We start from the raw sequence: 26,259 nt of genomic DNA on the forward strand, positions 1-26,259 counted from the left end.
GGTCTCCTCCCGCTGCCCCCGCTCTGGAAAACATAGAAACTGATAGATGGTCAGGATAGCATGCCTTCCGGCGATTCTTCAACAACGACTAAACTGCGACAATATATTATATTTCACTTATTACGCCAGTTATATAGTTGCGATCTAGCAATGCTGATGATTTTTTGGACTTTTACCAAGCTCTCAAACAACCTGAAGATCGGCGCTAATTGATTCGGAGCCGACGGTACGATTGATTTTGTTGAACGGTGACCGACGCTCTTTTGGGTGGCGTCGTTCAGTCACTCAACGTGCTAAATCAAGCTACCGTTCTGATTGGGCACCCCGCGCACCGCACTACCGCCGATCACGTTGTCCAGGCTGAATTTTCGATTGAATTTTTGCAGGTCTTATTTATCATTCTACTTCATTATGGCGTAATTTTACTGTCAATCGATCGGTATATCGTCCGGTTATTTCCATAATCACGAAATCCATCGATTATTAAAACAAATCGATTTTGCACGAAATCTTCATACGAGAAGCTATTTCGGTGGAGACGCGGCTTCAGGCAGCAAGAACAACAACCGATCGACGTGTCCTCGGTCCCGCGGAAACCGCACCGCGTCCAGGCGTCGGATAGGCAACCTTGTTGCATATTTGACGCACACGGAAATCTAGACCTATTCGCATTCGCTCTGCCGAGGAGAGGTTTCTTTCATCATTTGCTCCTAGCCCTGGGCGTTGCAGGAGAACATGATGACGAGGAAGGTCGGCAGTGCGCTTGTCGGCGCGGCGCTGATTGCTATCGCTGCGGTGGTGGCCGGCACCGTCCATTCGGCACCACAAGAGCCAGGTCTGACTGGCGTCGAAGCCGCGCGTTTGCGCGAGGCGTTCCGTCGCGTCGACGAGAATCCCTTCCCGGAAGACAACCCCTACTCACCTCAGGCATCGGATCTGGGCGCCAGGCTTTTCTTCGATCCGATTCTGTCGGGTGAACAGACGATGGCGTGCGCCAGCTGCCACAACCCCGCGACGGCGTGGACCGAGGGGCGGCCGCGCGGCATCGGTGAGAGCGGCATTGCGATGAAGCAGCGGACGCCGACACTTCTGAACGTCGCAGGTCTCGGGCCGCTCGGCTGGGACGGAAAGTTTCCCGACCTCGAATCCGTCTCCTTCACGCCAATCGTCTCTTCCGGCGTCATGAACCTGCCGGAAGCGGTCCTCATCGCGCGTCTGCGCGCGGACCCCAGCTATGTTCGCGATTTCACCACGGCCTACGGCGAAAATGCCATCACGCGCCAGAACATCGAGCGGGCACTCGCCACCTACGAACGCTCCATCGTCTCGGGGGCGGCACCGTTCGATCGTTGGCTCGCCGGCGATGATACGGCGATCGGCGCCTCCGCCAAGGCGGGTCTGCGCGTATTCAGCGGCAAGGGGGGTTGCATCGGCTGCCATTCGGGCTGGGCCTTCACCGATGGCTCGTTCCACGACATCGGTGTGGCGACCGGTGCGGATACCGGGCGTGGGAGCTATTTCCCGACCTCGGTCAAGCTTCGCTACGCTTTCAAGACCCCGACCCTGCGCGATGTCACTACCCGAGCGCCGTACATGCATGATGGGTCGATCGCGACCTTGCGTGCGGTCATCGACCTCTACGATCGCGGTGGGATCGACCGCCCGAGCCGGTCTCCGGCGATCCGCCCGCTCAACCTGAGCGAGACCGAGAAGGCCAACCTCATCGCCTTCCTCGAGACCTTGAACAGCGAAACGACGCCGACCGCGCTTCCGTTACGCTAGAACCAAGCCGGTTCCTGTTTCCTGGCTTGGTCATCGGTCGCGCCCGACTCTCGCCTCCGCCGATCCCCGGGGGACGTGCCATGAGTCTCCGTTCGAAAGCTACGTGGCAGTAGACGCCTCGGCGCCGAGGATGATGTCGGGGCGTGGCGCCGCTTAGCGGAACAGCGGCATTCCGGCGCCGATGAGAGCCAGACCAGCCAGCAAGAAACGGCCTCCCCAGAGTTCACAGGTCTCCACCGCCGCATCCGGCCGCGTCGAGACGTAGGACAGGGTTCCGCCAAGGAACAGGCTCGACAGGCTCAAAGTGGCGATCATGGCAGCGTCTCCCTCGGTACCGGTGACCTCAGGTTCGTAGACCTCCACCGGTTACCAAACTCAAGCGTACCGTCGAGCAACCTTCTCGCAGCCTGTACGAAACGTTAGCACCATCGGGACGCTTTGATGGGATGCCGTTGCGCGCCGGGCGCCGCGCTGGCGTCATCCGTGTTAACCACTTGGAAATCTTTGTTAACAACTTACTTCCGTATCGCCGCGAACCTTAGTAGTTTTCATCAGGTGGCCGAGACACTCTCGCCCCTGACGGTATTCGGCAAGGCATCGTGTCATGCGTCATGCTCACAACTGGCTGCCGAGTCGGGCGGCTTGGACTGTCGCTGCTTGCCTGAGCGCATTCGGCACCTCCAGTGCTTCAGCCCATGTGAAGTGGTTCTGCGCCTACGACATCCTCGGAGCACCGCGCGGGCTCGCCGACGTCCTGTGCGCGGATTTCGAAAAGCTCGCGGGCCTTTCGCTTCTCGCACTCGTGGTCGGGGGATTGCTGGAGAGCACGATGATCGGCGCGGCCCTGCTGCGGGCACTCGACCGGTCCACCGAGTGGGCGCGGGCCAACACCGAACTGATGTTCCGCGCCGTCTGCGGCGCATTCTTCGTCGCCCTCTGGACGCTCGGTGGCATCATTCTCACGCCGGAACTGAAGACGGCCAACGCCGCGCTACCCTGGTTCCAGCTCGCCATCGCCACAGGCTTCCTGTGGCGCCCGACCATGCCGCTGTCTGCACTCGGGATCGTGGTCCTGTTCGGCACCGCGGTCGCCGAATACGGCGCCTTCCACCTGGCGGACTATCCGATCTTCCTCGGCATCGCCGCGTATTGCGCGCTGACCGGCCTCCAGCGCACCGCTTTCGGCATCCGGCCGCTCGATATCGTTCGCTATTCCGCCGCGATCACCCTGATGTGGGCCTCGGTGGAAAAGTGGGCCTATCCGCAATGGTCGTTTCCGCTCTTCATCGAACATCCGGCCATGACGCTCGGCTTCAGCGGCGAGTACTTCATGAAGGCCGCCGGTGCCGTCGAGTTCGCCCTCGCCTTCGCGCTCCTCTGCACGCCGCTGGTCAGACGCATCGCGGCGATCCTGCTGGCCGCCACCTTCGTCTCGGCGATCTTCGAGTTCGGCAAGGTCGATGCGATTGGCCATGCGCCGATCATCGTCGCCATGGTGGCGATCGCCGCCGACGATGCCGCGGTCCGGTTTCGCCTACGCCACTTCGTCCTGACACCCGTCGGCTACGGAGCGGCGCTCGCCGGGTTCATCGGATTGTACTATGGGGCGCACGCGCTCATGCTCGGCGCGAACGTCCTCTGAAAGGCGTCGACAACCCGCTGCGGAGCGCGATGGGATCTCAGCGATCCTCGACCCGCACCGCGAGCTTCATCTTCGGGTGGATGCCACAGAGGACAGCGAAAGTCCCCGGCACGGAGAACAGGATCTGCGTCTTCTCGCCCGGCTCCTGGTCGCCGGAATCGAAGGTGAAACCCGGCGCGTCGACATAGGCATGGTGGAGCAGGTCGCCGTCGTCGTTGACGATCTCCACGGTCTCCCCGCGTCGGATCACGAGAGACCCGGGCTGAAACGCGCGCCCCTTCTGCGACACACGATACGTTTGCGCAGCGAAGGCCGCGATCGACAGGGCGGCGACACCGACGGCCGCCAGGGCAGTGGCTACGCCGAGATGTGACAGGCTTCGCATCGGACGGGCGATCCCAAGATGATGATGAGGCCCCGATCGATCCGCACAGCCGATACAGGCTTGTTCGACCGGCTGCTCGATAGGAATTGAAAGTCGCGACCGGTAGAAGTTGCCGGCAAGACCGTTCCTAACTTCGGAGACCTCAAGATCGAATTAATATCTCTCGTGCGATGGTCCCTGCGATGCCGAGCGGGACACCGTGGATGAAGTTTAACGAAAGACCGCCATCCGCCGCGGTTTCGGCATGGCGCCGTCCGATCGAGATGGCGAAGGCACGGCTTGGGACCATCCGCGGCCGCATCCTGGTGGCGTTCCTCATCATGAGCGCGATCACGGCGACGCTCGGCCTGTCCGCGGCCTCGAGCATCCGCCGTGCCGACGAACTCGTGAGCCAAACCTTCGACCGCTCGCTGATGTCGATCAACTACGCGCGCGCCGCGGCGACCGATTTCGCCGCCATGCGGGCGACGGATGCGCGGCGCTGGATGACCGCCGATCCCCTCCTCCAGGCACAACTCGACGAGCGTCTGGCGACGCTGCAGCACGCCCTGTCGGAAGATCTCGAGATCGCCGTGGAGCGCGCCCAGTCGCAGCGGGCGACCCGTGCCGCCCGCGCCGCCGAGAAGGCCGTCGCCGAATGGACGGCGACCCGGCGGCGTCTGTCGGAACGCAGCGTACAGGACCTCGCCTGGGCGGAACTCGACGGTGCCGCAGCCGCGGCGGAAGAGAATTTCGAACTGTTCATCAACTACACGGCCGGTGACGGCTTCATCTATCGCCAGCAGGCCCGCGAAGTCGTTGCCCGCGAAACCCGGATCAACCTGCTGGGCACGCTCCTCGCGGTCCTGCTGCTCGCCACCGTGGCGTTCTACCTGGCCCGGCGCATCATGACGCCGCTCGCGGAAGCGTCGAAGGTCGCCTCCCAGATTGCGGCGGGCGATCTCAGCGGCAACATCCCGCCCGGAAGTGCCGACGAGGTCGGCGCCCTCCTCGCCTCCATGGGCGTGATGCGCGACAATATCCGCGACGCGATGGAGCAGGAAGTCGCCCAGAGGGTGACGGCCGAGGCCCAGCTCGCCGACGCCCTCGAGACCTCCCGCGAGGGAATCGTCGTCGTCGATGCCGAAGGGCGCATCACGCTGACCAACAGCCAGGCCGACGACTATCTCGGCCTGCAATCCGGCACGCGCACCCGCGGCGCCTCGCTCACTGCCCCCGATGCGGGCTGCCTCGCGCAGGCGCTCGTGCGGCCCGACGCCGATCGGAGCGAGCAGCGCCTCGACGACGGACGCTGGCTGCGGATCAGCCGCAGCCGCACGCAAAGCGGCGGCTTCATCGCCGTGTGCAGCGACATTACGGTTCTCAAGGAGCAGAAAGCCGACCTCGAATCCACCAACCTGCGCCTCGACACCGCCCTCGACAACATGTCCCAGGGCCTCTGCCTGTTCGACGGCGCCGGGCGTCTCACCGTAGTGAACCGGCGCTACTGCGAGATCTTCGAGCTATCTCCGGACGCGCTGCCCCTCGGCATGTCCTACCGCGCCGTGGCCTCCCTCGGCACCCTGGCGCACGAACATCAGATGCCGGAGCGCGACGCCGGCGCGAGCAACGGTTTCCAGCACCTCAGCAACGGACGCGTCATCGCCGTCTCGCACAAACCCGTGGCCGGTGGCGGTCTGGTGGCGACCTACGAGGATGTCACCGAGCGGCGTCAGGCCGATGCGCGCATCGCCTTCATGGCCCGGCACGACGTACTTACGGGCCTGCCCAACCGTGCGATGTTCGGCGAACGCATCGAGGAGGCCCTGGCTCATCTCGGACGGGGTACGCCCTTCGCCGTGCTCTGCCTCGACCTCGACCGGTTCAAGGAGGTCAACGACACCCTCGGGCACCCGGTGGGCGACGATCTGTTACGCGCGGTGGCCGACCGCCTGCGGGCCTGCGTCCGCGAGATCGACACCGTGGCCCGTCTGGGTGGCGACGAATTCGCCGTCATTCTCGTCGATGTCGACAGTCCCGAGCAGGCCGCCATTCTCGCGCGCCGCATCATCGAGATCGTCAGCGAGCCTTACGACCTCGACGGGCACGACGTCGCCGTCGGCGTCAGCATCGGCATCTGCTTCGCGCCCGGCGACGGGATCCTCTGCGACAAGCTTCTCAAGAATGCCGACGTGGCCCTGTATCGCGCGAAAGCGGACGGGCGCGGGATCTGGCGTTTCTTCGAAGCGGATATGGACGTGCAATTGCAGGCCCGCCGTGTTCTCGAAGTCGACCTGCGCGAGGCCCTGGCCAACAACGAGTTCGAGCTGCATTACCAGCCGATCTACGACTTCCGGGCCCGGCGCGTCGGTGGCTTCGAAGCCCTGGTGCGCTGGCGCCACCCCAAGCGCGGGCTCGTGCCGCCCGGCGAATTTATCGCGGTGGCCGAGGAAATCGGCCTGATCGTGCCGCTGGGGGCGTGGTGCCTCAAGACCGCCTGCGCCGAGGCGATGCGCTGGCCGGACGGGATCAAAGTCGCGGTCAATGTCTCGGCGGTGCAGTTCCGTGACGAAATCGTCGTCGGCTCGGTGCGCGACGCCTTGGCCGAGAGCCGATTGCCGCCGGCGCGCCTCGAGCTCGAGATCACCGAATCCGTACTCCTGAAGGACAACGTCGCGACACTCGCCACCCTCCACGCGATGAAGCGGCTCGGCGTACGGATCGCCATGGACGATTTCGGCACCGGCTATTCGTCGCTGAGCTACCTGCGCAGCTTCCCGTTCGACAAGATCAAGATCGACCAGTCCTTCGTGCGCGACATCACGGTCAAGTCGGATTCGGGTCTGATCGTCCGCGCGGTCATCGGCCTTGGCCTCAGCCTCGGAATGCGCACCACCGGCGAAGGCATTGAGACCGAGGTTCAGTTCGAAAAGCTACGCCTCGAAGGCTGCGACGAGGGCCAGGGGTACTACTTCTCGAAGCCCGCTCCTGCAGCGATGGTACCGGAGATGATCGCGCGCTGGGCGGACCCGCCACGCAAGTCGTCTCAGAGTGCGGCCTGAGCGTGTCGTATCACGCGCCGAGTATCGGCTCGGCGTCGCCGCAGGACGGCTCATAGGCGCACCAGTTGCACATGCCCTTTTGGGCAACCTTGCCGACCGTACGCTGCGAACACATCGGGCAGACCAGCAACTCGACCTTCCGTCCGCGCATCATGGCGAGACCACGCCCCCGGAAGGTGACTTTCACAGACTCGGCGGCATTGGCATCGGCGGACTGCGTCATACCTGTGCTTTCGTTGCCTTTCATGATCCAGTCAACGAGCAACGCGCCCAGGAGTTCAGCTTGAGCATATGCGCGTCCGCGGCCGGCATCGGGTTCGGGCGCGCCCGGCACCGTTCCCCCGCAAACCTCACAGGCGCTCGTCCGGCTCCACGACGACGCTCGGAGGTGCCTCTCCCGGCCTCCCCCCGAGCACATCCTTGAGCCCGCGCGGCGTGGCCCGCCCGAGCCGGCGCTTGACGCGTCTCCCGGTCCCCTCCCCGCCCTTCTCTTGAGCGACCGCCTCCACGGCATCGCGGCCGATCAGGCCGAGATCGGCGGCATGGTCGGCCATGGCCAGGCTGTCGGCGACCAGCACCAGAGTGCAACCGGCCGCCGCCGCCCGATGGGCCAGAGCCTCGATCTCACCGACCCGGCTCTCACTGTGCGAGACGTTGCGGATGTAGATCGCCGCAACCCGGCCGGGATGCTCGGCGACGATCCGGCCATACACTTCCGGGTCATGCTGCCCGCTGTCGCCGATCAGCACGAAGGGCAGATCGTGGTAGAGCGCCAGCATCCGACCGATCACCTCGCGCTTGTGGTCCACGGCCTTGCGCGGCAGCGGGCTAGTCCAGGACAGGCCCCATTCCCGCAGGAACAGCACCGGCCCGACCGGGATGCGGTGCAGGGCAAAGAACGCGCTGAGCATGTCGTAGATGCCCCACGGCGCCCGCGACACGTAGAGCATCGGGTTCTCCTCATTGCCGCTCGGCCCGGCATGAAGCGCGCGGTATAGCGCGGCGACGCCCGGAAAGGCGACGCGGCCCTCCGCATCCTCGACGAAGAGACGCCACAGCATCTTGAACGTGTTGGCGACGCCAGTGCGCATGACCGTGTCGTCGATGTCGCTGACGATCACCCGCCGGCACGCCGACGACGGAATGAAGATCTCTCCGCGGGCCCGGACCGGCTCAGGCCCTTCGAGGTGAAGATCCATCGTGTGCCACGCCGCCTCGACCGGAGCCGGCAACTCGGGACGCAGGTGCACCCGGAAATAGCCGTCGCGATCCGTGGTCACGCGCTCCTCACAGGCCCCGAATCGGGCCGCCACCACGGCGCCCGCCACCGCCCGGCGGGTGATGCGCCGGCGGATGTCACGCATCTGCGCGGCCAGGCTATCGTTATCCGCCGCCGTCGCGACGCGGGATTGCCGGAACACGCGGCCGATCAGGAAGACCTCGTCGCGCGAGCCGTAACCCCGGTAGGTCTCGACCACGACCCCACCCTTGCCCTGCGCCCGCCGCACCGGGCGTGCGAGCAGGCCGAGCGCCCGGCGGGCGGCCTTACGCCAGCGGCCGGGTTTTGTGTTCGGTTGCATCAAAAGCGTGTTCTCGTTCGCCGACATGCCGTTCAATGCCCGGACGGGGCGAAGGTTCGGGGTCAGGCGACAGCGTTGTCGAGGCTGTCGGGATATCCGCGTTCGGGCAGCAATATGGCGGCCCGCCGGACGCATGGAGAGGCAGCGCCCGTCAATGCGCCTCCTCCCAATTCAACGCCGCCCGCGCCTCCACCACCAGCGGCACCCGCAGGGTCAGCGCGGGAGCCGGCGCCTCGACCATGATCCGCGAGATCACCGGCAGCGCCCGTTCGACCTCGTCCTCGGGCGCCTCGAACACCAGTTCGTCGTGCACCTGCAGCAGCATCCTGACGTTCAGATGCTCGGCTTTCAGCGCGTCCTCCATCCGGGTCATCGCCCGGCGGATGATGTCGGCGGCCGAGCCCTGGATCGGGGCGTTGATGGCCTGACGCTCCACCGAGGCGCGCTCGTTGGGGTTGTTGGAGCGAATCTGCGGATAGTGGCAGACCCGGCCGAACAGGGTCGTGACGTAGCCGAGATCGCGGCACAGGCGCTTGGTGTCGTCGATATAGGCGCGGATGCCGGGGAAGCGCTCGAAATACTGCTTGATGAAGGCCGAGGCCTCTTCGCGGCCGATGCCGAGGCGATCGGCCAGCCCGAAGGCCGAGATCCCGTAGATGATGCCGAAATTGATGGTCTTGGCCCGGCGCCGGAGATCCGGGGTCATCTCGGACAGGGGCACGCCGAACATCGCGCTGGCGGTGGCCGCGTGAATGTCGATGCCGTCCGCGAACGCCTGGCGCAGCTGCGGGATGTCGGCGATGTGGGCGAGCAGCCGCAATTCGATCTGGCTGTAATCGGCCGAGATCAGCCGGTTGCCCTCCGCCGCCACGAAGGCACGGCGGATGCGGCGGCCTTCCTCCGTGCGGATCGGGATGTTCTGCAGGTTCGGATCGGACGAGGACAGCCGGCCGGTGGTGGTGGCGGCGAGGGAGAACGAGGTATGGACCCGGTCGGTCTCGCGGTCGGCATGGACCTGCAGCGAATCCGTGTAGGTGGATTTCAGCTTGGCGAGCTGGCGCCATTCCAGAATCTTCTTAGGCAGTTCATGCCCGGCCTGGGCGAGTTCCTCGAGCAGCGTCGCGGGGGTGGCCCATTGGCCCGATGGGGTCTTCTTGGCGCCGGGCAGGCCCATCTTGCCGAACAGGATGTCGCCGATCTGCTTGGGCGACGAGACCTGGAACCGTTCGCCGGCATCCTCCTGGATCTCTTCTTCGAGCCGCACGAGAATTTGCGAGAAGTCGCCCGAGAGACGGCTCAGCATGTTCCGGTCGACGCGGATGCCGTGCGATTCCATCCGGGCGATTACCGGCACCAGCGGGCGCTCCAGCGTTTCGTAGACCGTGACCCGCTTCTCGGCGACGAGGCGCGGCTTCATCATCCGCCACAGCCGCAAAGTGACGTCGGCATCCTCGGCCGCGTAGGCGGTGGCCTTGTCGAGCGCCACCCGGTCGAAGCTGATCTTCGCCTTTCCGGTGCCGGTCACATCGGAGAACGTGATCGGCTGATGGCCGAGGTGGCGGCGGGCCAACTCGTCCATGCCGTGTCCACCCTTGCCGGCGTCGAGCACGTAGGAGATCAGCATGGTGTCGTCGAGCGGTGCGATGCGGATGCCGTAGCGCGACAGCACGAGCCAATCGTATTTCAGGTTCTGCCCGACCTTGAGCACGCCGGAATCTTCCAAGAGCGGCTTCAACCGGGTGAGCGCCTGTTTCAGGTCGATCTGGCCGGCGGCCCTCAGGAATTCGCCCGTCGCGGCCTTGGCATCGCCGAACAGGTCGGCCGCCCCCGACGCTTCCACCGGCGCGACGTGGGCGAGCGGGATGTAGGCCGCCCGCCCCGGCGCCACGCAGAGCGAGACGCCAACGAGCCCGGCATTGTTGGCGTCGAGTGCGTCGGTCTCGGTGTCGACGGCGACGATTCCGGCCTCGGTGGCCTCCGCGATCCAGGCGTCGAGTTGCTCCAGCGTCGCGATCGTCTCGTAGGCCGCGGTGTCGAACGGCTTCATGGATTCGGCCGCGCGCGCCGCGACGAGGGCCGAGGGTGTCGCCTCGGACGAGCCCCGGGCTTTGGCCGGTGCATCCGGAAGATCGAGACCGGCGAACGGATCGACGTCGCCGACCTCGGATGAGGTGGCGGAGTCGAACGGCGCGTCCTCCGCCGAGGCGGCATGGGCCAGCAACGCCGGATCGGGCTTCACCGCCTCGGGGTCGACATGCAGCATCTGTGCGATGCGTTTGGTCAGCGAGTTGAATTCCATCGCCTTGAGGAAGCCAACGAGCTTTTGCGGATCGGGCTTGGGCAGACGCAGATCGTCGAGGGCCACCGGCAGCGGCACATCCTCCACCAGCGCCACCAGCTTTCGCGAGAGCCGGGCCTGATCGATGCTGGCGAGCAGGGTCTCCCGGCGCTTGGGCTGCTTGATTTCCCCCGCGCGCTCCAGCAGCGCGTCCAGGCTGCCGTATTCCTTGATGAGGGCGGCGGCGGTCTTCAGGCCGATGCCGGGCACGCCGGGTACGTTGTCGGAGGTGTCGCCGATGAGCGCCAGCGCGTCGCCGATCTGTTCGGGCATCAGCCCTTCCCACTTGGCGATGATCGCATCACGGTCGAGGTTGCGCTCGGGGCGGTGGCCGGGCTTGCCCTTCACGCCGGATTCGAAATCGTAGAACCGCACCAGCGGGCCGACCAGCTGCATCAGGTCCTTGTCGGAGGAAACGATGATGACGCCCGCCCCCCGGCTTTCCGCCTGACGCGAATAGGTGGCGATGAGGTCGTCGGCCTCGAAGCGCTCCAGTTCGATCGGCTCAAGGCCGAAAGCGCGCACCGCGTCGCGCATCAACGGCATCTGGCGCTTGAGGTCGTCGGGGGCGTCCGGCCTATGGCCCTTGTATTCGGGGTAGAGCTCCTTGCGGAACGAGCCCTCGGACTTGTCGAAGACGATGGCGAGATGCGTCGGCATCACCCCGGCAGCCCCCTCTTGCACGAACTGCGCGATCTTGGTGCAGAACAGCCGTACGGCGCCGGTGGGAAGGCCATCGGACGGCCGGGTGTTGTACTTCTGATCCTGGTTGATCGACTGAAAGTACGCCCGGAAAATGAAGGACGACCCATCCACGAGGATGATCTGGTCGCCGGGGCCGACGGGGTTTTTGGCAGCGGATTCGGTCATCGGGCAATCAGATCGCGGAGAAAGAGGGAGGGCATTGTAAATCGGGCTGGGTCATTCGTCGGCGATCCGCAGCTTACGTCTTCAGACGACCAGAGAACGTGTCGACGCTCCGGTCGGCGACGAAGTCCTGAGCGGCTTCGACGGTCGCGATGATGCCGATGAGCGCACGACGACCACGCTCAGAAAGCATGGATTGCGTCGCGTTCGGTTCCAGGGCGGACATGCGGTTTCATCATCGCGCGCTCCGCCATATCCACCGCAACGGGAAAGAGGTCGGTAATGAAGCCGATGACGCCGACATAGTCGTAGACATCGCGGATCGTCGTCTCATCGATGTCGATCCTGACGTCGAGGTCGCCCGCCGCATGCGCTTCACCCCGGGCGACAGAGCCGAACACGGCAGCATGCAGGACGCCGCGCCGCTCCAGCGGATCTCGATGGGTGCGAAGAATCGCGATGGCGGCACTGCTGTCCATGCGTCGACGTTACGCGAAAACGGCGCGGCGCTGAAGGCCGATCAGCTCGCCGCCCCCACCGTGTCCGCCATCCGCGCATCGCGCCCACCCAGGGGCTTGTCCGGCCCGATGGTTGTGTCGGTTTCGGTCTGGTGCTCCATCTCGGCGTTGATTTCCGCGCCGATGAGCACGATCGTGGTCGAAATCCAGATCCAGGTCATGAAACCGATCACCGCGCCGAGCGAGCCGTAGGTCTCGTTGTACTTGCCGAAATTCGAGACGTACCAGGAGAAGCCGAGCGAGGTGGCGAGCCACAGCACCCCCGCGATGACGCTCCCCCAGGTCACCCAGCGCCAGCGCGGCGCATCGCGGCTCGGGCCATAGCGATAGAGCAGCGCGAGCCCGGCGAGTACGGCGAGGAGCAGCACCGGCCAGCGCAGCAGGGCGATGTACGAAGCCTGCGCGCTGAGCCCGATGATATTGATCACCGCCGGCACCACGACGATGGCGACGAGCGCCAGCACCACGAAGAGTAGCGCCCCGGCGGTAAAGCCGAGCGAGCGCAGGTTGAGCCAGAAGAAATTACGGCTCTCGCGCTCCTCGTAGACGATGTTCAGCGCCGAGAAGACCGCCTTCATCCCGCCATTGGCGCTCCACACCGAGAGCAGGATGCCGGTGAAGAAGGTGAGCCCCAGCGTGGTGTCGCCCTTGGCGGCGATGCGCTTCACCTGATCGCCGACGATCTCCAATGCGCCGGAGGGCAGCACCCCCTGCAGGCTCTGGAGATTCTGGTTGATGGTGGCGACGTCCGCCACCAGCCCGTAGCACGAGACCAGGGCCGCCACCGCCGGGAAGATCGCCAGCAGCACATAGAACGTGACGCCTGCGGCCACGGAGACGATGTTGTTCTCGGAGACATCGTGGAACACGCGCAGACCGATATCCTTCCAGCCCTTGGCCGGAATCTCCGATGGCGTGGTGGCACCCCGACCGCGTTCGGGCTGCGTGCGGGCCACCTGCCGCGCATCCTCTCCGGCATGCGACGGCGAGGGTTTTCGCGTCGGGTCCTGGGGAATCGCCGAACTGCTTTCGCCGCTCCGGCGCGGCAGAACGACGAGGCCGACGAGCGCGGTGGCCAGCGCAAAGGTCCAGATCGCGGACTGACTGCCTCCGGCCGCAGCAGATCTTCTCTTCGCGTCATCCTGTACCGTCATCGCGCGTATTCCTTGAAAACGCGCGCGCACCCCGCAAGTCTTCGAAAGTTTTTGAAGGCGGCAGAGGCGATGCCGTACCTGCCGACAACGGTGCGCGGCAGCGGTTGTTTCATGGTACGCGCCGAATAGCGGTCTGGCGTCATGCGGCTGTCACTTGACCGCATTGGGCAAGCCACGGTGCCGCGACGGGGTGGCATCGTGCGCCCCGGCACCAGCGGTGGACAAGCGTACGGATTTTCGCGCGATAAGCAGGCCGGAGGCCGCCGCCGCCCTTGCCCTCGCTCATCGCAGACGGCACGGCCCACAGGACCGCGATCAGGAGACGAGCGACCCGTGCCGCATGCGACCGAGCTGATCGCCATCATTGCTCTGGGCCTCGTGCTCGCCTTCGTCTGCGGAATGCTGGCGCAGCGCCTGCGGCTGCCGCCGCTGGTCGGCTACCTGTTGGCCGGCGTCCTCGTCGGCCCCTACACGCCGGGCTTCGTCGGCAACAGTGAACTTGCCAGCCAACTCGCCGAGATCGGCGTGATCCTGCTGATGTTCGGCGTCGGCCTGCACTTCTCGATCAAGGACCTGATGGCGGTGCGCGCCATCGCCCTGCCCGGCGCCATCGTGCAGATCGTGGCCGCCACCGCCATGGGGGGTGCCCTCGCCCTGGCCTGGGGCTGGAGTCTCGGCGCGGGCCTCGTCTTCGGCCTCGCGCTCTCGGTGGCGAGCACGGTGGTGCTGCTGCGCGCCCTCGAAGAGCGCCAGCTCCTCGACAGCGACAAGGGCCGGATCGCGGTGGGGTGGCTCATCGTCGAGGATCTGGCGATGGTACTGGCGCTGGTGCTGCTTCCAGCCCTGGCCCCCTCTCTCGGTGGTGAGGGCGCGGGCGCGGCGCATCACGCCGGCGACGGCAATCTCTGGCTCACCCTCGCGCTGACGCTCGCCAAGGTGGCGGTGTTCGCAGCGGTGATGCTGGTAGGCGGCCGGCGCTTCGTGCCGTGGCTGCTCGATCAGGCGGCGCGCACCGGCTCGCGCGAACTCTTCACCCTCGCCGTCCTGGCGCTGGCCCTCGGCATCGCCTTCGGTTCGGCGGAGCTGTTCGGAGTCTCCTTCGCGCTCGGCGCTTTCTTCGCCGGCATGGTGCTGGCCGAATCCGACCTCAGCCATCAGGCGGCGGCCGATTCCCTGCCGCTGCAGGATGCCTTCGCGGTCCTGTTCTTCGTTTCCGTCGGCATGCTGTTCGACCCCGGCATTCTTCTCCGCGAGCCGCTCTCCGTACTGGCAGTTCTCGGCATCATCCTGGTCGGCAAATCGCTGGCTGCAGTGGCGATCGTGCTGGCCTTCAAGCATCCGCTCGGCACCGCCCTCACCATCGCGGCGAGCCTGGCGCAGATCGGCGAGTTCTCCTTCATCCTCGTCAGCCTGGGGCTATCGCTGAAGCTCCTACCCACCGAGGGGCGCGACCTGATCCTCGGCGGCGCGATCCTGTCGATCACCCTCAACCCGCTGTTCTTCGCCCTCACCGACTGGGTCGGGCGCATGGTGGCGGCGCGCCCCGCGCTCGCTGCCCGGTTCGAGCGGCGCGGTACGGCGGACCTGCCGGTCTCGGCGGAGGCGCCGCCGAAGCGCGGCCATGCCGTGATCGTCGGCCACGGCCGCGTCGGCAGCACCATCGGCAAGGCCTTCGCCGCCTGGGACCTGCCCTACATCGTGGTCGACCGCGACCGCCGCCGGGTGCTCGATCTGCGCCAGGAGGGCGTCGAGGCGGTGTTCGGCGATGCCACCGCGCCGGGCATCCTGCACGCCGCCGACATCGAGGCGGCCCGGATCATCGTGATCGCGACCCCGGAGCCGCATACGACGCGACGCCTCGTCGATCTGGCCCTGGAGGCCAATCCCGGCATCGATACGCTGGTGCGGACCCACAACGACGGCGAGCGCCGTTATTTTGAGGAGAAGGGCGTCGGCCTCGTGCTCATGGCCGAGCGTGAACTCGCCTTCGGCATGACCCTCTACGCCCTACGCAGCCTCGGCCTGAAGGAGGGCGAGGCCCGCATCTTCGTCGACAGCACCCGCGTGGAAAGTCGCTCCGCCCCGGTCGATCCGGAGATCGAGCAAGGCGTGCCCGAGCTGCGACGGCACAAGGAAGACGTCCCCGAGGGGTAGTCTGCGTCAGGCCCGCAGCGCCTGCGCCAAGTCTCCGACCCGCCTCAGATCGGCGACGAAGGCCGCATAGGCGTCCGCTTTCGCCTCATCGGGCAGGCGCAGCAGATAGGACGGGTGCACCGTGATGAACCCGTCATAGGCCTTGCCGAACGAGGCCGGCCCGCGGGCCCGCGTGATCGGAATCGCCTTGCCGGTGAGGGCCAGCACCGCCGTGGCGCCGAGTGCCACCACCAGCTTGGGGGCGACGAAATCGAGCTCGCGTTCGAGCCACCAGCGGTAATGGCTGACTTCGCCGGCCGTCGGCTTCTGGTGGATACGGCGCTTGCCGCGCTCCTCGAACTTGAAATGCTTGACCGCATTGGTGAGGTAGGAATCCGCCCGCACGATTCCGGCTTCTTCCAGTGCGCGGGACAGCAGCTGCCCCGCCGGCCCGACGAAGGGCCGACCCTGCCGGTCCTCCTGGTCTCCGGGCTGCTCGCCGACGAAGGCGATGGTGGCGCCGGGCGATCCCTCGCCGAGGACCGCCTGGGTCGCGCCCGGCACCAAAGGCTCGGAGCGCTTGATGATCGCGTTCAGGGCCTCCAGCGAATCCGGCGCCTGGTCGGCCATGGCGGCGACCGCGCGGGCGGGATTGCGCTTGATAGGCTTTTGCGGCTCGCGCTCGATCATGGTTTGGGTCCGTGTTGCCGCCGCCCGGACGAGACCCGGGATCGCGGCGGTTTCGGGCATGTTGCGCCAGTACTTCTTCGGCATCTCGGCGCGCATGGCGGTGAGGTTGGTGCGCGCCGGGTTGAAGGTGCTTTCGTAGTAATCGCGCCAGCCGGCCTCGAACCCGTCGCTCGACGGCGCGTCCTCGCGCCGTCCCGGCGGCCCGAAGGTGAGATGCGCCGTGTCCCAATGGGCCGAGGCTTCGGGGGTGAGGATGGTCCAGTTCAGTGAGCGGAAGCGGCCGACGAAGAATGGGGCGGCCGCCGCCAGGATGTGATGATCGGGCTCGAACCACGCCACGAACCGCTCGACGCCGGATTCCTCCGTGCGTCGGAAGCGCAGGAAGGCGTGCATCTTGTGCAGGTCGCGGGCAATGGTCTTGCGCATCCGCTCCAGGCGGTGGACCAGCGGATCGCTCGAAACCTCGAGGAGCCGGCGCTCTCCGCGCAGGATGCGCCAGATCAACGCATAGAGCAGCGCGTAACGCTCCGGATCGCGGTGGGGCACCACCATGCCGATCAGGTCCGCTACCCCCCTTGGCAGGGCGAGCGGCGGGGCACTCTCTGCCCGGGTTGCGGCCTCGGTCCCGAACAGGCCCGGCGCCTCGCCGATGGACCAGATCACGCGCTCCGGCGGAACCCCATCCCCAGCCAGCCGGCGCGCGGCGGCCCGGAAACCGGCGAGATCGGCGCCCTCGCCCAGAAACGTCGGATGAAGCTGGCCGGTATCCGCGCTTGCCGCAGGCGGCAGAGGCACCGATCCGCTTTCGTGTCCCATCCTAGAATTCCGCCACCCTAAAACAACGACAGCTGTTTGGGCGGGTCGGCCAGCCGCGCCCGAAGGTCGAGCCGGTCGGTCAGCCCGCCGCTCGGGTGATAATCGGCGGCGATCAGGAACGGCCGCGCCCGCTTCAGCGCAGAGGTGAGACGCGCGACATCGTCGAGGCGCAGGCGGGTATGGCGCCGCGCCCGCACGATCTTGTCCACTGCCCGCGCCCCGAGGCCCGGCACCCGCAGCAGCATCTCGCGGTCGGCGACGTTCACGTCGATGGGAAACCGGTCGCGGTGCTTCAGCGCCCAGGCGAGCTTCGGGTCGACGTCGAGGGCGAACATGCCGTTCTCGGTGGCATCCGCCACGTCGTCGGGCGTGAAGGCATAATACCGCAGCAGCCAATCACCCTGGTACAGCCGGTGCTCGCGCTGGAGCGGCGGCGGCTTCAACGGCAGGATGGTCGAGCCGTCGGGGATCGGGCTGAAGGCCGAGTAATAGACCCGCTTGAGGTTGAACGATCCGTAGAGATGCGCGGATTTGCGGATCAGCGCCTCGTCGGTGGTGGCATCCGCTCCGACGATGACCTGCGTCGATTGTCCGGCCGGGGAGAACCGCCGCTTCTCGGCCTTCGCTTCGATGATGCGCGCGCCGATCTGCTGCATCGCGTTCTGGATGACGGCGCCGTTCTTCTCGGGTGCCAGCCGCTCCAGACTCGCCTCAGTGGGCAGTTCGACGTTGATGGAGAGCCGGTCGGCGTAGAGCCCCGCCTCCTCCACCAGCCACGGACTCGCTTCGGGAATCGATTTCAGGTGGATGTAGCCGCGAAATCCATGGTCGCGCCGCAGGGATTTCGCGACCCGCGTCAGCAATTCCATGGTGTGGTCGGGGGATTTAATGATGCCCGACGAGAGGAACAGGCCCTCGATGTAGTTGCGCTTGTAGAACTCCACCGTGAGGGTCACCACCTCCTCGACGGTGAACGCGGCCCGCTGCACGTTGGAGGAGCGGCGGTTGACGCAATAGGCGCAGTCGAACAGGCAGTAATTCGTCAGCAGGATCTTCAGCAGCGAGATGCAGCGGCCATCCGGGGTGTAGGCGTGGCAGATGCCGGCTCCCGTGGTCGAACCGAGTTCGCCCTTGCCGGCGACACGCTTCGGCGCGCCAGAGGACGAGCACGACGCATCGTATTTCGCGGCATCGGCCAGGATGCGCAGCTTCTTGGCAAGCATTTCGTCCATGGAAAGGAGATGCTTGGCGTTCGTGTTTCGTTCAAGTTTTTCCCGTGAAATCTCCCGGTTGTCCGTCGACGCGATGTCGCAGCCTCACGCCTCGAAGCCGGGCTCGGGTTCGGCCTCCAAGATAGAGCGGGCCAAGGCGTAGCCGAACCCGGCGCGGGCCATGGCGGCGAGGTCGCGGTCGCGATGGGCCTCGCGCAGGTCGGGACGCCGCCAGGGGCCGAGGCGCCGGCGCTTGGCATAGGCGCGCGCCGCCGCGTTCTCGCTGTCGATGCCGTCCCCGGCCGCCTCCTGCTCGGCCCCCATCGCCGCTTCGACGAGGTCGCGGGCGACCCCCTTGGCGGAGAGTTTGGCGGAGAGGGCACGGGCAGAGGTGCCGCGCCGGCGCAGAGCGGCGACGCGGCCGGCGGTAAAGCGGGCATCGTCGACGAGGCCGGCGGAGATCGCGCGCGCCACGGTGGCGTCGATCATTTCGGAAAAAGCGCCCGGCTCTTCGCCCCGCGCGCGGCATCGCTTCTCCACCCGGCGCTGGAGCGTCCGCCGCAGCATCGCCACGGAGGCGCTGTAGCGTTCGAGGTAATGCAGCGCGGCGCGTTCCAGGTAGGATGCGGTAACCGGCGGTGTCGGTTTGACGAAAGTCGATTTTGCAACGTTTCGTGAGGTCATCGGTTCTTCACGATCCGGACAGGTTTGGGGCGCATGCCTCGAACAGGGTGAACATCTTGGAAGAGGGCTCGAGCATGTCATGCCGGCATTCCTCCTGAGACGCGAGTGGCTCCTCGTCCTGCTGGCCCTGGGGTTTGCGGCGGTCGCGGCCGGGGTAGTCTACCTGTCGCGTCCGACGACGCTGACCGTGGCGGTGGGCCCGCGCGACGGCGCCGAGGCCACTCTGCTCCAAACCTACGCGCAGGCCCTGTCCCGCGGGCGCGAAGATGTCCGCCTCAAGATCGTGACCTACGACGACGTACGGGACAGCGCCGAGGCGCTCCAGAAGAACCAGGCCGACATCGCGGTGGTACGCCCCGACGTGCTGCTTCCGGAGAATGGCCTGACGTTGGCGATCCTGCATGACGAGGCGCTGCTCATTACGGCCCCGGAATCGGCCGGTATCGAGAGCTTCCCGGACCTGTCGCGAAAGCGTCTCGGCGTGGTGGAGCGGCATGGCGCCGACATCCCATTCGTCACCAACCTCCTGGCCTTCTACGATTTCACCGCAGACACTGCAGGCGAGGCTGGCCCCGACAAAGTGCTGGGTCCTGGGCGCGTCGCCCTCATCCCGCTGAAACCGTCCGAGGTGACGAACGCGATCACCGAAGGCCGCGTCGATGCCGTGGCGGTCATCGCCGCTCCGGCCTCGAAATCGGCGATCTCCACCGTGCGTGCCGTCGAGATGGCCTCGGCCGAGAAGAAGATCACCTTCGTCGACGTGCCCGACGGCGAGGCGATCATCCAGCGGATGCCCGAACTCCAGTCGGTGACGATCCCGGCCGGCACCTTCGGCGGGCGCCCCAAGCGGCCGGACGAGGACGTGAAGACCGTGGGTGCCTCCTACCGCCTGATGGCGCGCGGCAGCATCAGCCGCTACACCGTCGCCTCGGTGACGCAGCATCTGTTCGAGTGGCGCTCGAAGCTGGCGCCGCAGGCCCCCATCGCCAACCTGATGAAGGCGCCCGACTTCGACAGCACGGTGGCGGCCACCAGCGCCCGCCTGCCGAACCATCCCGGCGCGGTGGACTATTTCGAGCGCGAGCAGCAGACGCTGTTCGAACGGTACGAGGATTACGTCTATCTGCTGGCGTTCTTCGGCGGCACCGTGGGCTCGGGCATCGCCTGGCTCGGTCAGCGTCTCGCGCGCAAGCGCCGCGAGCGCATCGACGTGGTGCTCGACCGGCTGCTCGATATCCTGCGCGAGGTGCGCGCCGCCCGCACCATGGCGGATATCGACACCCTGGTTCAGGAAACCGACGACCTCGTGGCCGACGTGGTGCAGCATGCGCGCGAGCGCAACATCGACAACCGCACGGTGAGCGCGCTCATCCTGGCGATCGACGCGGTCCATGCGGCGATCAACGATGCGCGTCGGAGCCTGCTCGGCAAAGCGGAGATCGGCGATTCGCGCAAGGCGGCCCGCTCGCGCACGGCGCGGCTGCTCTCGCTCCACAATCCCGCCGCCGAGTGACCGCCACCTTTTCAGAACTGGGCCTTCAGTAGCGGATCGTCGCCCGCAGGCCGAAGATCGCCGCATTGCGGATGCGCGCGCCGTTGGTGTCGCGTGGATTGGCGATGCCGCCGCTCGGACGAAAGACGTATTGCACGTCCGGCTGCACCGTGACGCCAGGGCCGAGCACCGCCTGATAGGTCGCCTCCAGCACCGCTTCGCTACTCCGCCGAGGACCGGGACTGCCGGTGGCGAGGATCGTGTCGGTATCGAAGCCGCGGGCCGCGCCCGAGAGGCGCGACAGGGCGAAGGCGATGCCGACGGTGTCGTCGGAGCGGCCGGGGAGCAGTCCCTTGTAGGCGATGCCGGCGTCGAGATAGAGGTCGATCAGGCTGCGGTCGGCGGGCGATCCGGACACGCGCAGGAACACGCTGGCACCGTCGTTCGGGTCATCGGGCTCGCGATAGATGGTCTGGTCGATGATGCCGTAGAGGCCACCCTGGCCGCGAAAGCGCCGTGCGATGCCGCTGCTCGCAGGATCGGCGAGCGCGATGCCGGACCCGTCGACGCGCAGGCTGTCGAAGCGTCCGAAATGGTACCAGCCGCCGAGCGTCACCGTTCCGGCCTCGCCGGCACTGCCCTTCTCGATGTTGTAGGCATAGGCCGCTTCCGCGATCACCAGAGCGGGATCGTCGGTGCGGAAATTGGTGCCGCGCCGGTTGCGCCGTTGCGGGTCTGCATCGGTGTCGCGGCGGGTGCCCCCGGCCGGATCGCCGTCGAACACACCGACCTGGAGCGAGAGGTTGGCGTTGGGCACGTATTTCGCCCGCACGCCCGGCACAGCGAGGGGATAGATCGGGCCTCCGCTCGGGATCACCACCGCCATGTTGTTGTGCCAGCCGAAGGTCGAATTGACGAACACCGTGCCGGTCTGGGTGACGGCGAACTCGGTATCCGCCGCCAATTGGCCGATCTTGATGCCGAACTGGTCGTCGAACAGTTTCTGCTCGAACCAGAGTTCGTAGAGCCGCGACGACGGCAGCGCCTCGATTCCGCTGATGGTCAGGAGGTTGTCGACGTACCCACGCGACAGACCGGTGCCGTGGATCTGAAACAGGTTGGTGTGGAGGGCGGCCCCTCTCCAACCGATCAGAGCCCCGAGATCCACGTCGACCTCGAGATCGAGCAGTCCTTCGTAGATCGCCCCGCGCCGGGTGCCGCCGGTGACGTTGCCGAGGGTCTCGCCGATATAGGTCAGGCTGTAGACGATGCCGCGCGTCTTCAGAAAGGCACGGAATCCGAACGGATCACCGTACGGGCCGAGCTGATCCTGGATCGAGGTATCGAGATTCGCCGACGGCCGCGACGAGGTCACGGACTGGGCCACCGAGGTCTGCGGATCGCCGCCGGCACCCCTCGGCGAACCGATGGCGATTCCCTCGGCCGCGATGCGGGCTGCCTCCTCCGCCGAGCCCTGTGCCCAGGCTGGGGCAATGCCGAGCGCGACGGCAAGGCCGAATACGAAGAAGTGCCGCAAGGGTTGCACGTGATCCGCCGGGGCCATGCCGGAGCACGGCCTGCCCGACGGGCTTCACCCTAACGCGGCCTCATGACGGCACCGCAACGTCTCGGATCAGCCGGCCTCGTCGAGCTCGGGTCCGCGCGTGACGTCGAGGCCGGAGCCCGATCCGGCCGGCGGACCGACGGTGACCGGGGCGCCGGTGCGGGCGGATTCGTAGATCGCCTCCATCAGGACCTGATCCTGCAGACCCTCCTCGCCCGGTGTGCGCGGGCGGCGGTTCTCCAGGATGCAGCGGGCCATGTGGTCGATCTCCAGGGCGAACTGATTCTTGGCCCCGAGGACGCGGCTATCCTGCGATTCCACCGCCCCATCGGGATGCGAGACCACGAGGCGCTGGCCGCGATAGGCGAAAGCGTTCTGAAGATCGATGTCGGCCCGCTCGGTGTGGAGCTGGAGCCGGCGCGACTCGTGTACCCCATAGCTGCTGGTGCATTGGGCGATGATGCCGGAGGGAAACCGCAGGGTGAACGCCACGGTCTCCTCGACCTCGGCGAATTTCGGATCGCCCTGCGGCGAGTGGATCTGCGCCTGGACCTGGACCGGCTCCTCCCCGGTCAGCGCGCGTACGCCGTTGAGGCAGTACAGGCCGATATCCGGCAAGGCACCGCCACCCGACAGCGCTTTCTTCAGGCGCCATTGCTGGGGGAGCCCCGTGGTCTGGCCATTGAACGCCTGGATCAGGCGCGGCTTGCCGAACTCGCCCGAGCGGGCCAGCCGCACAACCTCGCGGTTGTAGGGCTCGTACTGGCAGCGATAGGCGATCATCAGTTTGAGGCCAGCGGCGGCACAGACGGCCACCATCTCGCGGGCCTCGGCCGAGGAATTCGCCATCGGCTTCTCGCACAGCACGTGCTTGCCGGCCTTTGCGGCCGCCAGAACGTTCTCCCGATGGAGGCCGTTCGGGGTCACGATGTAGACCGCCTGGACCTGCGGGTTCTGCGCGAGCTTGTCCCAATCGCCGTAGCCGTACACGGCCTCGGCGGCGATACCGTATTGCTCGGCGACGAGGTGGGCCTTGTCGGGACTGCCCGACATGAGGGCGACGACGCGCGCCTTCTTGGCTTCACCGAACGCCGGCAGGATCTCTTCCAGGCTCAGGCGCCCGAGCCCGACGATGGCGAAGCCCACGCGTTTGCCCGGCGGCATCGGCGCCGGGGGCGGCGGCGGCGCACGGTCTCCGGCGCCACGCCAATTCGGGAACATCACCCGCCCGCCCTGGACCGCCCCGGTATCGGCCGGCACGGCGGGCCCCGGAACGGAACCCTGCGCGCCGGCGGCGCGGGTGCCGGCGGCGAGCGCAACGCCTGTCAGGGTCGCGCCTCCTGCTTGCAGGAGATTTCGCCGGGACAGGGGACGATCGTCGGTCATGAAGCTCGCTATGCGTGTCGGATGGGGGCGGTCGGGAACGCCAGCCCGCGAGAACGGGTTCCGGGCGGGGTCGCCGGTCGACCCGGCGTCAGGGGTGCGTCCCCGCGGGCTCGCGCTGCCGATCACTCTTTTCCTGAAGGTCGGCCAGTCGCAGGCGCAAGGCAGCGGTCTCCGCCCGCGCGGCGCGCAGCTCACGCATCAGTTCGAGGGGAACAGGAACCGCGGCCGGGCGCGGCTGAACGAACGCGACGCCCACCGCATCACTGCGGCGCCAGATCAGGCGGGAGCGCCGAACCTCCCGGCGTGCATGGAGGGTGAGGTCGAACATCTCGGGCAGGGGCACTGCGTCGCTGACCATGATGCGGGCACCACCCGGCCCGATGTCGCGGACCAGGCATTCGGTGGTCGAGGCATTCGGAGCGGTCGAGATGGACGCGCCGAGAAGGCTGCGTTCACGGGTGGCATCGCGACGCTCGAAGATCATTCGTTGCATGCTGCGGCCGCCCCTCGCGAGTTGTATCTGATTGTAACCACAACTCGCGCCGAAAGGCTTCGGCCAGCGGATCGCAACCTTTCGTTAAGGTTAAAACCTCGGCGGATCGCCGCGGTCAGGATTCCGTAAAAGCCTTCGGCGTCTCGACCTCGCCCCGGCGCTGCAGTTGCAGGGCGACGAACCAGCATAAGGCCGCCCAGGCCGCGCCGACGCACCAGCCGGCCAGCACGTCGCTCGGCCAATGGACCCCGAGATAGATCCGACTGATCCCCACCAGCAGCGTCATCGAGACGCCGACGACCATCACCAGGATCTTGACGCCGCGTTGCCGGTCGACCCGGGCGACGAGAGCCGCCAGCGTCAGATAGGCAATGGCCGACATCATCGCGTGGCCGCTCGGGAAGCTCGCGGTGAACACCTCCATCCCATGCGGCACGAGGTCCGGCCTCGGACGATGATAGAACAGCTTGAGGATCGTCGAGGCGATCTCGCCGCCGCCGATGGCCGCGACCACGAAGGCCGCGATCCGGCGTCGCCCGGTCATGGCGAGATAGGCCACAGCCGCCACCGTCACGAACACGATGGTGAAGACGCTCCCCAGCCCGGTGATGTCCCGCATCGTCTCCTCGAGCCAGCGCGGCCCGATCGGGTCGGACAGGTCGGCCGGATTGCGCAGGGCGAGCAGGATCTTGCGGTCGAGGGCGGCGGTGGACCCCTCCCCCACCTCGTCGGCCAGCGCGAAGAAACCGTATCCGAGCAGGCTCACCGCCAGCAGCGCGATGACCGGGCCGACTTCGTTGAGCCGCAGCCGCAGTCTTAGATCGTTGGCGCGGGAAACCAGGACGTTGTTGCGATAGGTGGAGGGCAAGGCCTTCATGGCGTGATCACCGGTTCTCTCCGAAGGCGAAAGCGGCCCGGCGCTCCCAGGGGCCGCCAAGATAGCGCCAGAGCACCAGCCCCGGTGCGGTGAAGCGGAACGGAACGAAATCCCGCTCCAGATCGGCATGGAGCCTGCGGGCGACGTCGGGAGCGACCTTGTTCTGCACCGTCACGTGCGGACGCCAGCCCTGGCGATCCTGGGCCGTGAGGCTGTCCGCGAAGCGCCCCGCAAGCCGCGCGCGAAAGGCCGAAAGCGCGTCCGATTCGAGCACGTAGGCGACGCCCCGGCCGGTGAAGCGCAGGCCCGTCACCGCGACCTCGGCATCGGCCTCCACCCGCGCCAACGCCGCCACCGTCTCGATGATGCCGACCTCGTCGAGCCCGGGCAGGTGATGGAACAGGGTCGCGTGCGCCGGAATGCGGTTGAGCGTCTCCGGGAAGTAGCGGCGGCGCAGCGCATCGAAATGCGCGAACGTCTCCGCATCCATCCCAAGCGTGAGGATCAGTGGGTCGGCGGTGGCGATGTGGTCTGTCATGGTCGTCCGATCACATGGCGCAGGGACCACGCCGGGTCCAGCCGAACCGCGCGCGCGTGTCCTGCTCCGATTCGACCCGGCCGAAAAAAATGGTCTAGAGAACCGCGATGCGGCGCAAACATCGGGACATCGTTCATGTGGGTCGGGACGGCTGGCTCTTCCTGATCGGGGGCACGAACGGTGTTCTCACGCAGTATCGCCTCACGCTCGGACGCTGGTGGCGCCTGCGAGCCTGGACGAAGCTGGTCGAGGCGCGCACCGCCAAGGCACGAGAGCTTGGGATCCGCTATCTCCACACCCTCGTGCCGGAGAAGCTCTCGGTCTATGACGACCGCACCGACGATCTGCATTTCGATCCGCGACGGTCACCGGCCCGCGACCTTGCCCGGCGCCTGCGCGACAACCCGGCTTTCGTCGATCTCCTGGGGCCGATGCGTGCCGGGCGGGATGGCCCGGTGCCGCTCTATTATCGCACCGACACCCACTGGAACTACGACGGCTGTCTTCTGGCCTACCGCGTGCTGCTGCATGCCTGCGGGGCTGTCCCGCCGGCCGATATCGGCGAGCGTATTCGCTTCGAAACGACGCGGATTCGCGATCTCGGCGAGAAGCTGCCCAACCCACCGGAAGAGACCGCGAGCCACGCGGCGATCGATCGGGATGCCAAGCGCGTCTATGCCGGACCGCTCGTCACCGCTTACGAGGATGCCGGCCGGGCGGGGGATCTCCACGTCGGCGCCCATGTCCGCTATCGCAACGAGACGCCCGGCGCCGATCCGCGCACGGTGATCCTGTTCGGCGATTCCTATGCCCATTTCGCGCCGATCATGCTCACCGGCCTGCTGGCCGAGACGTTCCGCGAGGTGCACTTCGTCTGGTCGTCGAGCATCGACTGGGCCTACGTGGCCTCGGTGAAGCCGGACCTGCTGCTGTTCGAGATGGCCGAGCGCTTTCTCACTCGCGTGCCCGACGATACGTTCGACGTGGAGGCCTACCAGAAGGCCGTGATGCCGTCGGACCTCCGTGACCACACCTGAGGGTCGGCGGACGCGGTTCCGTGCGCGCACC

The 26,259-nt window shown here is 66.7% G+C and carries 21 protein-coding genes; 6 read left to right on the top strand and 15 right to left on the bottom strand.

Translation table 11 applies throughout. The features are described from left to right. Positions 1–735 precede the first annotated feature (735 nt). The gene (locus G3T14_RS18570; RefSeq protein ID WP_348645303.1) at positions 736–1,782 is read left to right on the top strand and encodes a cytochrome c peroxidase; all 1,047 of its coding nucleotides are present in this window, start codon (positions 736–738) and stop codon (positions 1,780–1,782) included. A gap of 153 nt (positions 1,783–1,935) precedes the next feature. On the opposite strand, the gene G3T14_RS24745 is transcribed toward G3T14_RS18570, so the two are convergent. Beyond that, a complete protein-coding gene (locus G3T14_RS24745; protein ID WP_204262937.1) occupies positions 1,936–2,097 on the bottom strand; it encodes a hypothetical protein in 162 nt (53 codons plus the stop codon). 289 nt (positions 2,098–2,386) lie between these two features. On the opposite strand from G3T14_RS24745, the gene G3T14_RS18575 reads away from it, so the two are divergent. Next, positions 2,387–3,424 (top strand): hypothetical protein, encoded by a 1,038-nt coding sequence (locus tag G3T14_RS18575; protein ID WP_246733418.1) that lies wholly within the window; start codon positions 2,387–2,389, stop codon positions 3,422–3,424. A 37-nt stretch (positions 3,425–3,461) separates the two neighbouring features. Here G3T14_RS18575 and G3T14_RS18580 read toward each other — a convergent pair whose 3' ends face one another. Continuing rightward, complete coding sequence (locus tag G3T14_RS18580; protein ID WP_163644029.1) at positions 3,462–3,809, bottom strand: hypothetical protein; 348 nt, start codon at positions 3,807–3,809, stop codon at positions 3,462–3,464. A gap of 203 nt (positions 3,810–4,012) precedes the next feature. Between G3T14_RS18580 and G3T14_RS18585 the strand changes: the two genes are divergently transcribed. Continuing rightward, positions 4,013–6,850, top strand: coding sequence for an EAL domain-containing protein (locus G3T14_RS18585; RefSeq protein WP_246733419.1), 2,838 nt, complete (start codon positions 4,013–4,015; stop codon positions 6,848–6,850). Between the two features lie 10 nt (positions 6,851–6,860). On the opposite strand, the gene G3T14_RS18590 is transcribed toward G3T14_RS18585, so the two are convergent. From G3T14_RS18590 to G3T14_RS18610, 5 genes are all read right to left on the bottom strand, one after another. Then, positions 6,861–7,184 (bottom strand): hypothetical protein, encoded by a 324-nt coding sequence (locus G3T14_RS18590; RefSeq protein WP_348645304.1) that lies wholly within the window; start codon positions 7,182–7,184, stop codon positions 6,861–6,863. A 16-nt stretch (positions 7,185–7,200) separates the two neighbouring features. Continuing rightward, the gene (locus G3T14_RS18595; protein WP_163644030.1) at positions 7,201–8,430 is read right to left on the bottom strand and encodes a phosphatase domain-containing protein; all 1,230 of its coding nucleotides are present in this window, start codon (positions 8,428–8,430) and stop codon (positions 7,201–7,203) included. Between the two features lie 151 nt (positions 8,431–8,581). Next, entirely contained in the window at positions 8,582–11,638 is a 3,057-nt protein-coding gene (gene polA / locus G3T14_RS18600) for a DNA polymerase I (RefSeq protein WP_163644031.1), read from the bottom strand. Positions 11,639–11,817: 179 nt separating this feature from the next. Further along, on the bottom strand, positions 11,818–12,114 hold the full coding sequence (locus G3T14_RS18605) for a nucleotidyltransferase domain-containing protein (RefSeq protein ID WP_163644032.1): 297 nt from the start codon (positions 12,112–12,114) through the stop codon (positions 11,818–11,820). 41 nt (positions 12,115–12,155) lie between these two features. Continuing rightward, complete coding sequence (locus tag G3T14_RS18610) at positions 12,156–13,307, bottom strand: YihY/virulence factor BrkB family protein (protein WP_163644033.1); 1,152 nt, start codon at positions 13,305–13,307, stop codon at positions 12,156–12,158. Between the two features lie 333 nt (positions 13,308–13,640). Here G3T14_RS18610 and ybaL point away from each other — a divergent pair, with 333 nt between their 5' ends. Continuing rightward, entirely contained in the window at positions 13,641–15,461 is a 1,821-nt protein-coding gene (gene ybaL, locus G3T14_RS18615) for a YbaL family putative K(+) efflux transporter (protein ID WP_163644034.1), read from the top strand. Positions 15,462–15,467: 6 nt separating this feature from the next. On the opposite strand, the gene G3T14_RS18620 is transcribed toward ybaL, so the two are convergent. From G3T14_RS18620 to G3T14_RS18630, 3 genes are all read right to left on the bottom strand, one after another. After that, positions 15,468–16,946, bottom strand: a complete 1,479-nt coding sequence (locus G3T14_RS18620) for a UdgX family uracil-DNA binding protein (RefSeq protein WP_163644035.1) — start codon at positions 16,944–16,946, stop codon at positions 15,468–15,470. 17 nt (positions 16,947–16,963) lie between these two features. Next, positions 16,964–18,178 carry a putative DNA modification/repair radical SAM protein gene (locus G3T14_RS18625; protein ID WP_163644036.1) on the bottom strand — a complete coding sequence of 405 codons (1,215 nt, stop codon included), beginning with the start codon at positions 18,176–18,178 and terminating at the stop codon, positions 16,964–16,966. Between the two features lie 84 nt (positions 18,179–18,262). Next, entirely contained in the window at positions 18,263–18,841 is a 579-nt protein-coding gene (locus tag G3T14_RS18630) for a RecX family transcriptional regulator (protein WP_163644037.1), read from the bottom strand. Between the two features lie 79 nt (positions 18,842–18,920). Here G3T14_RS18630 and G3T14_RS18635 point away from each other — a divergent pair, with 79 nt between their 5' ends. Then, entirely contained in the window at positions 18,921–20,354 is a 1,434-nt protein-coding gene (locus G3T14_RS18635) for a TAXI family TRAP transporter solute-binding subunit (protein WP_163644038.1), read from the top strand. A gap of 25 nt (positions 20,355–20,379) precedes the next feature. Here G3T14_RS18635 and G3T14_RS18640 read toward each other — a convergent pair whose 3' ends face one another. From G3T14_RS18640 to G3T14_RS18660, 5 genes are all read right to left on the bottom strand, one after another. Then, on the bottom strand, positions 20,380–21,897 hold the full coding sequence (locus G3T14_RS18640) for a carbohydrate porin (RefSeq protein ID WP_163644039.1): 1,518 nt from the start codon (positions 21,895–21,897) through the stop codon (positions 20,380–20,382). A 69-nt stretch (positions 21,898–21,966) separates the two neighbouring features. Beyond that, positions 21,967–23,283: a Gfo/Idh/MocA family oxidoreductase gene (locus tag G3T14_RS18645; protein WP_163644040.1), complete on the bottom strand. Its 1,317-nt coding sequence runs from the start codon at positions 23,281–23,283 to the stop codon at positions 21,967–21,969. 88 nt (positions 23,284–23,371) lie between these two features. Continuing rightward, positions 23,372–23,776 (bottom strand): PilZ domain-containing protein, encoded by a 405-nt coding sequence (locus tag G3T14_RS18650; RefSeq protein ID WP_163644041.1) that lies wholly within the window; start codon positions 23,774–23,776, stop codon positions 23,372–23,374. A 115-nt stretch (positions 23,777–23,891) separates the two neighbouring features. Beyond that, complete coding sequence (locus G3T14_RS18655) at positions 23,892–24,653, bottom strand: phosphatase PAP2 family protein (RefSeq protein ID WP_163644042.1); 762 nt, start codon at positions 24,651–24,653, stop codon at positions 23,892–23,894. 7 nt (positions 24,654–24,660) lie between these two features. Continuing rightward, entirely contained in the window at positions 24,661–25,191 is a 531-nt protein-coding gene (locus G3T14_RS18660) for a 2'-5' RNA ligase family protein (protein ID WP_163644043.1), read from the bottom strand. A gap of 107 nt (positions 25,192–25,298) precedes the next feature. Here G3T14_RS18660 and G3T14_RS18665 point away from each other — a divergent pair, with 107 nt between their 5' ends. Beyond that, positions 25,299–26,228, top strand: coding sequence for a hypothetical protein (locus G3T14_RS18665; protein WP_163644044.1), 930 nt, complete (start codon positions 25,299–25,301; stop codon positions 26,226–26,228). Positions 26,229–26,259: the final 31 nt, after the last annotated feature.

The organism is Methylobacterium sp. BTF04 (assembly GCF_010692745.1).
In the GTDB taxonomy this organism is placed as follows: domain Bacteria; phylum Pseudomonadota; class Alphaproteobacteria; order Rhizobiales; family Beijerinckiaceae; genus Methylobacterium.

What these genes read in the sequence shown, in the direction of transcription:
- G3T14_RS18570 (WP_348645303.1), top strand. Translation starts at nt 736, where the DNA reads ATGATGACGAGGAAGGTCGGCAGTGCGCTTGTCGGCGCGGCGCTGATT.
- G3T14_RS24745 (WP_204262937.1), bottom strand. Translation starts at nt 2,097, where the DNA reads ATGATCGCCACTTTGAGCCTGTCGAGCCTGTTCCTTGGCGGAACCCTG.
- G3T14_RS18575 (WP_246733418.1), top strand. Translation starts at nt 2,387, where the DNA reads ATGCGTCATGCTCACAACTGGCTGCCGAGTCGGGCGGCTTGGACTGTC.
- G3T14_RS18580 (WP_163644029.1), bottom strand. Translation starts at nt 3,809, where the DNA reads ATGCGAAGCCTGTCACATCTCGGCGTAGCCACTGCCCTGGCGGCCGTC.
- G3T14_RS18585 (WP_246733419.1), top strand. Translation starts at nt 4,013, where the DNA reads ATGAAGTTTAACGAAAGACCGCCATCCGCCGCGGTTTCGGCATGGCGC.
- G3T14_RS18595 (WP_163644030.1), bottom strand. Translation starts at nt 8,430, where the DNA reads ATGCAACCGAACACAAAACCCGGCCGCTGGCGTAAGGCCGCCCGCCGG.
- polA (WP_163644031.1), bottom strand. Translation starts at nt 11,638, where the DNA reads ATGACCGAATCCGCTGCCAAAAACCCCGTCGGCCCCGGCGACCAGATC.
- G3T14_RS18605 (WP_163644032.1), bottom strand. Translation starts at nt 12,114, where the DNA reads ATGGACAGCAGTGCCGCCATCGCGATTCTTCGCACCCATCGAGATCCG.
- G3T14_RS18610 (WP_163644033.1), bottom strand. Translation starts at nt 13,307, where the DNA reads ATGACGGTACAGGATGACGCGAAGAGAAGATCTGCTGCGGCCGGAGGC.
- G3T14_RS18620 (WP_163644035.1), bottom strand. Translation starts at nt 16,946, where the DNA reads ATGGGACACGAAAGCGGATCGGTGCCTCTGCCGCCTGCGGCAAGCGCG.
- G3T14_RS18625 (WP_163644036.1), bottom strand. Translation starts at nt 18,178, where the DNA reads ATGGACGAAATGCTTGCCAAGAAGCTGCGCATCCTGGCCGATGCCGCG.
- G3T14_RS18630 (WP_163644037.1), bottom strand. Translation starts at nt 18,841, where the DNA reads ATGACCTCACGAAACGTTGCAAAATCGACTTTCGTCAAACCGACACCG.
- G3T14_RS18635 (WP_163644038.1), top strand. Translation starts at nt 18,921, where the DNA reads ATGCCGGCATTCCTCCTGAGACGCGAGTGGCTCCTCGTCCTGCTGGCC.
- G3T14_RS18640 (WP_163644039.1), bottom strand. Translation starts at nt 21,897, where the DNA reads ATGGCCCCGGCGGATCACGTGCAACCCTTGCGGCACTTCTTCGTATTC.
- G3T14_RS18645 (WP_163644040.1), bottom strand. Translation starts at nt 23,283, where the DNA reads ATGACCGACGATCGTCCCCTGTCCCGGCGAAATCTCCTGCAAGCAGGA.
- G3T14_RS18650 (WP_163644041.1), bottom strand. Translation starts at nt 23,776, where the DNA reads ATGCAACGAATGATCTTCGAGCGTCGCGATGCCACCCGTGAACGCAGC.
- G3T14_RS18655 (WP_163644042.1), bottom strand. Translation starts at nt 24,653, where the DNA reads ATGAAGGCCTTGCCCTCCACCTATCGCAACAACGTCCTGGTTTCCCGC.
- G3T14_RS18660 (WP_163644043.1), bottom strand. Translation starts at nt 25,191, where the DNA reads ATGACAGACCACATCGCCACCGCCGACCCACTGATCCTCACGCTTGGG.
- G3T14_RS18665 (WP_163644044.1), top strand. Translation starts at nt 25,299, where the DNA reads ATGCGGCGCAAACATCGGGACATCGTTCATGTGGGTCGGGACGGCTGG.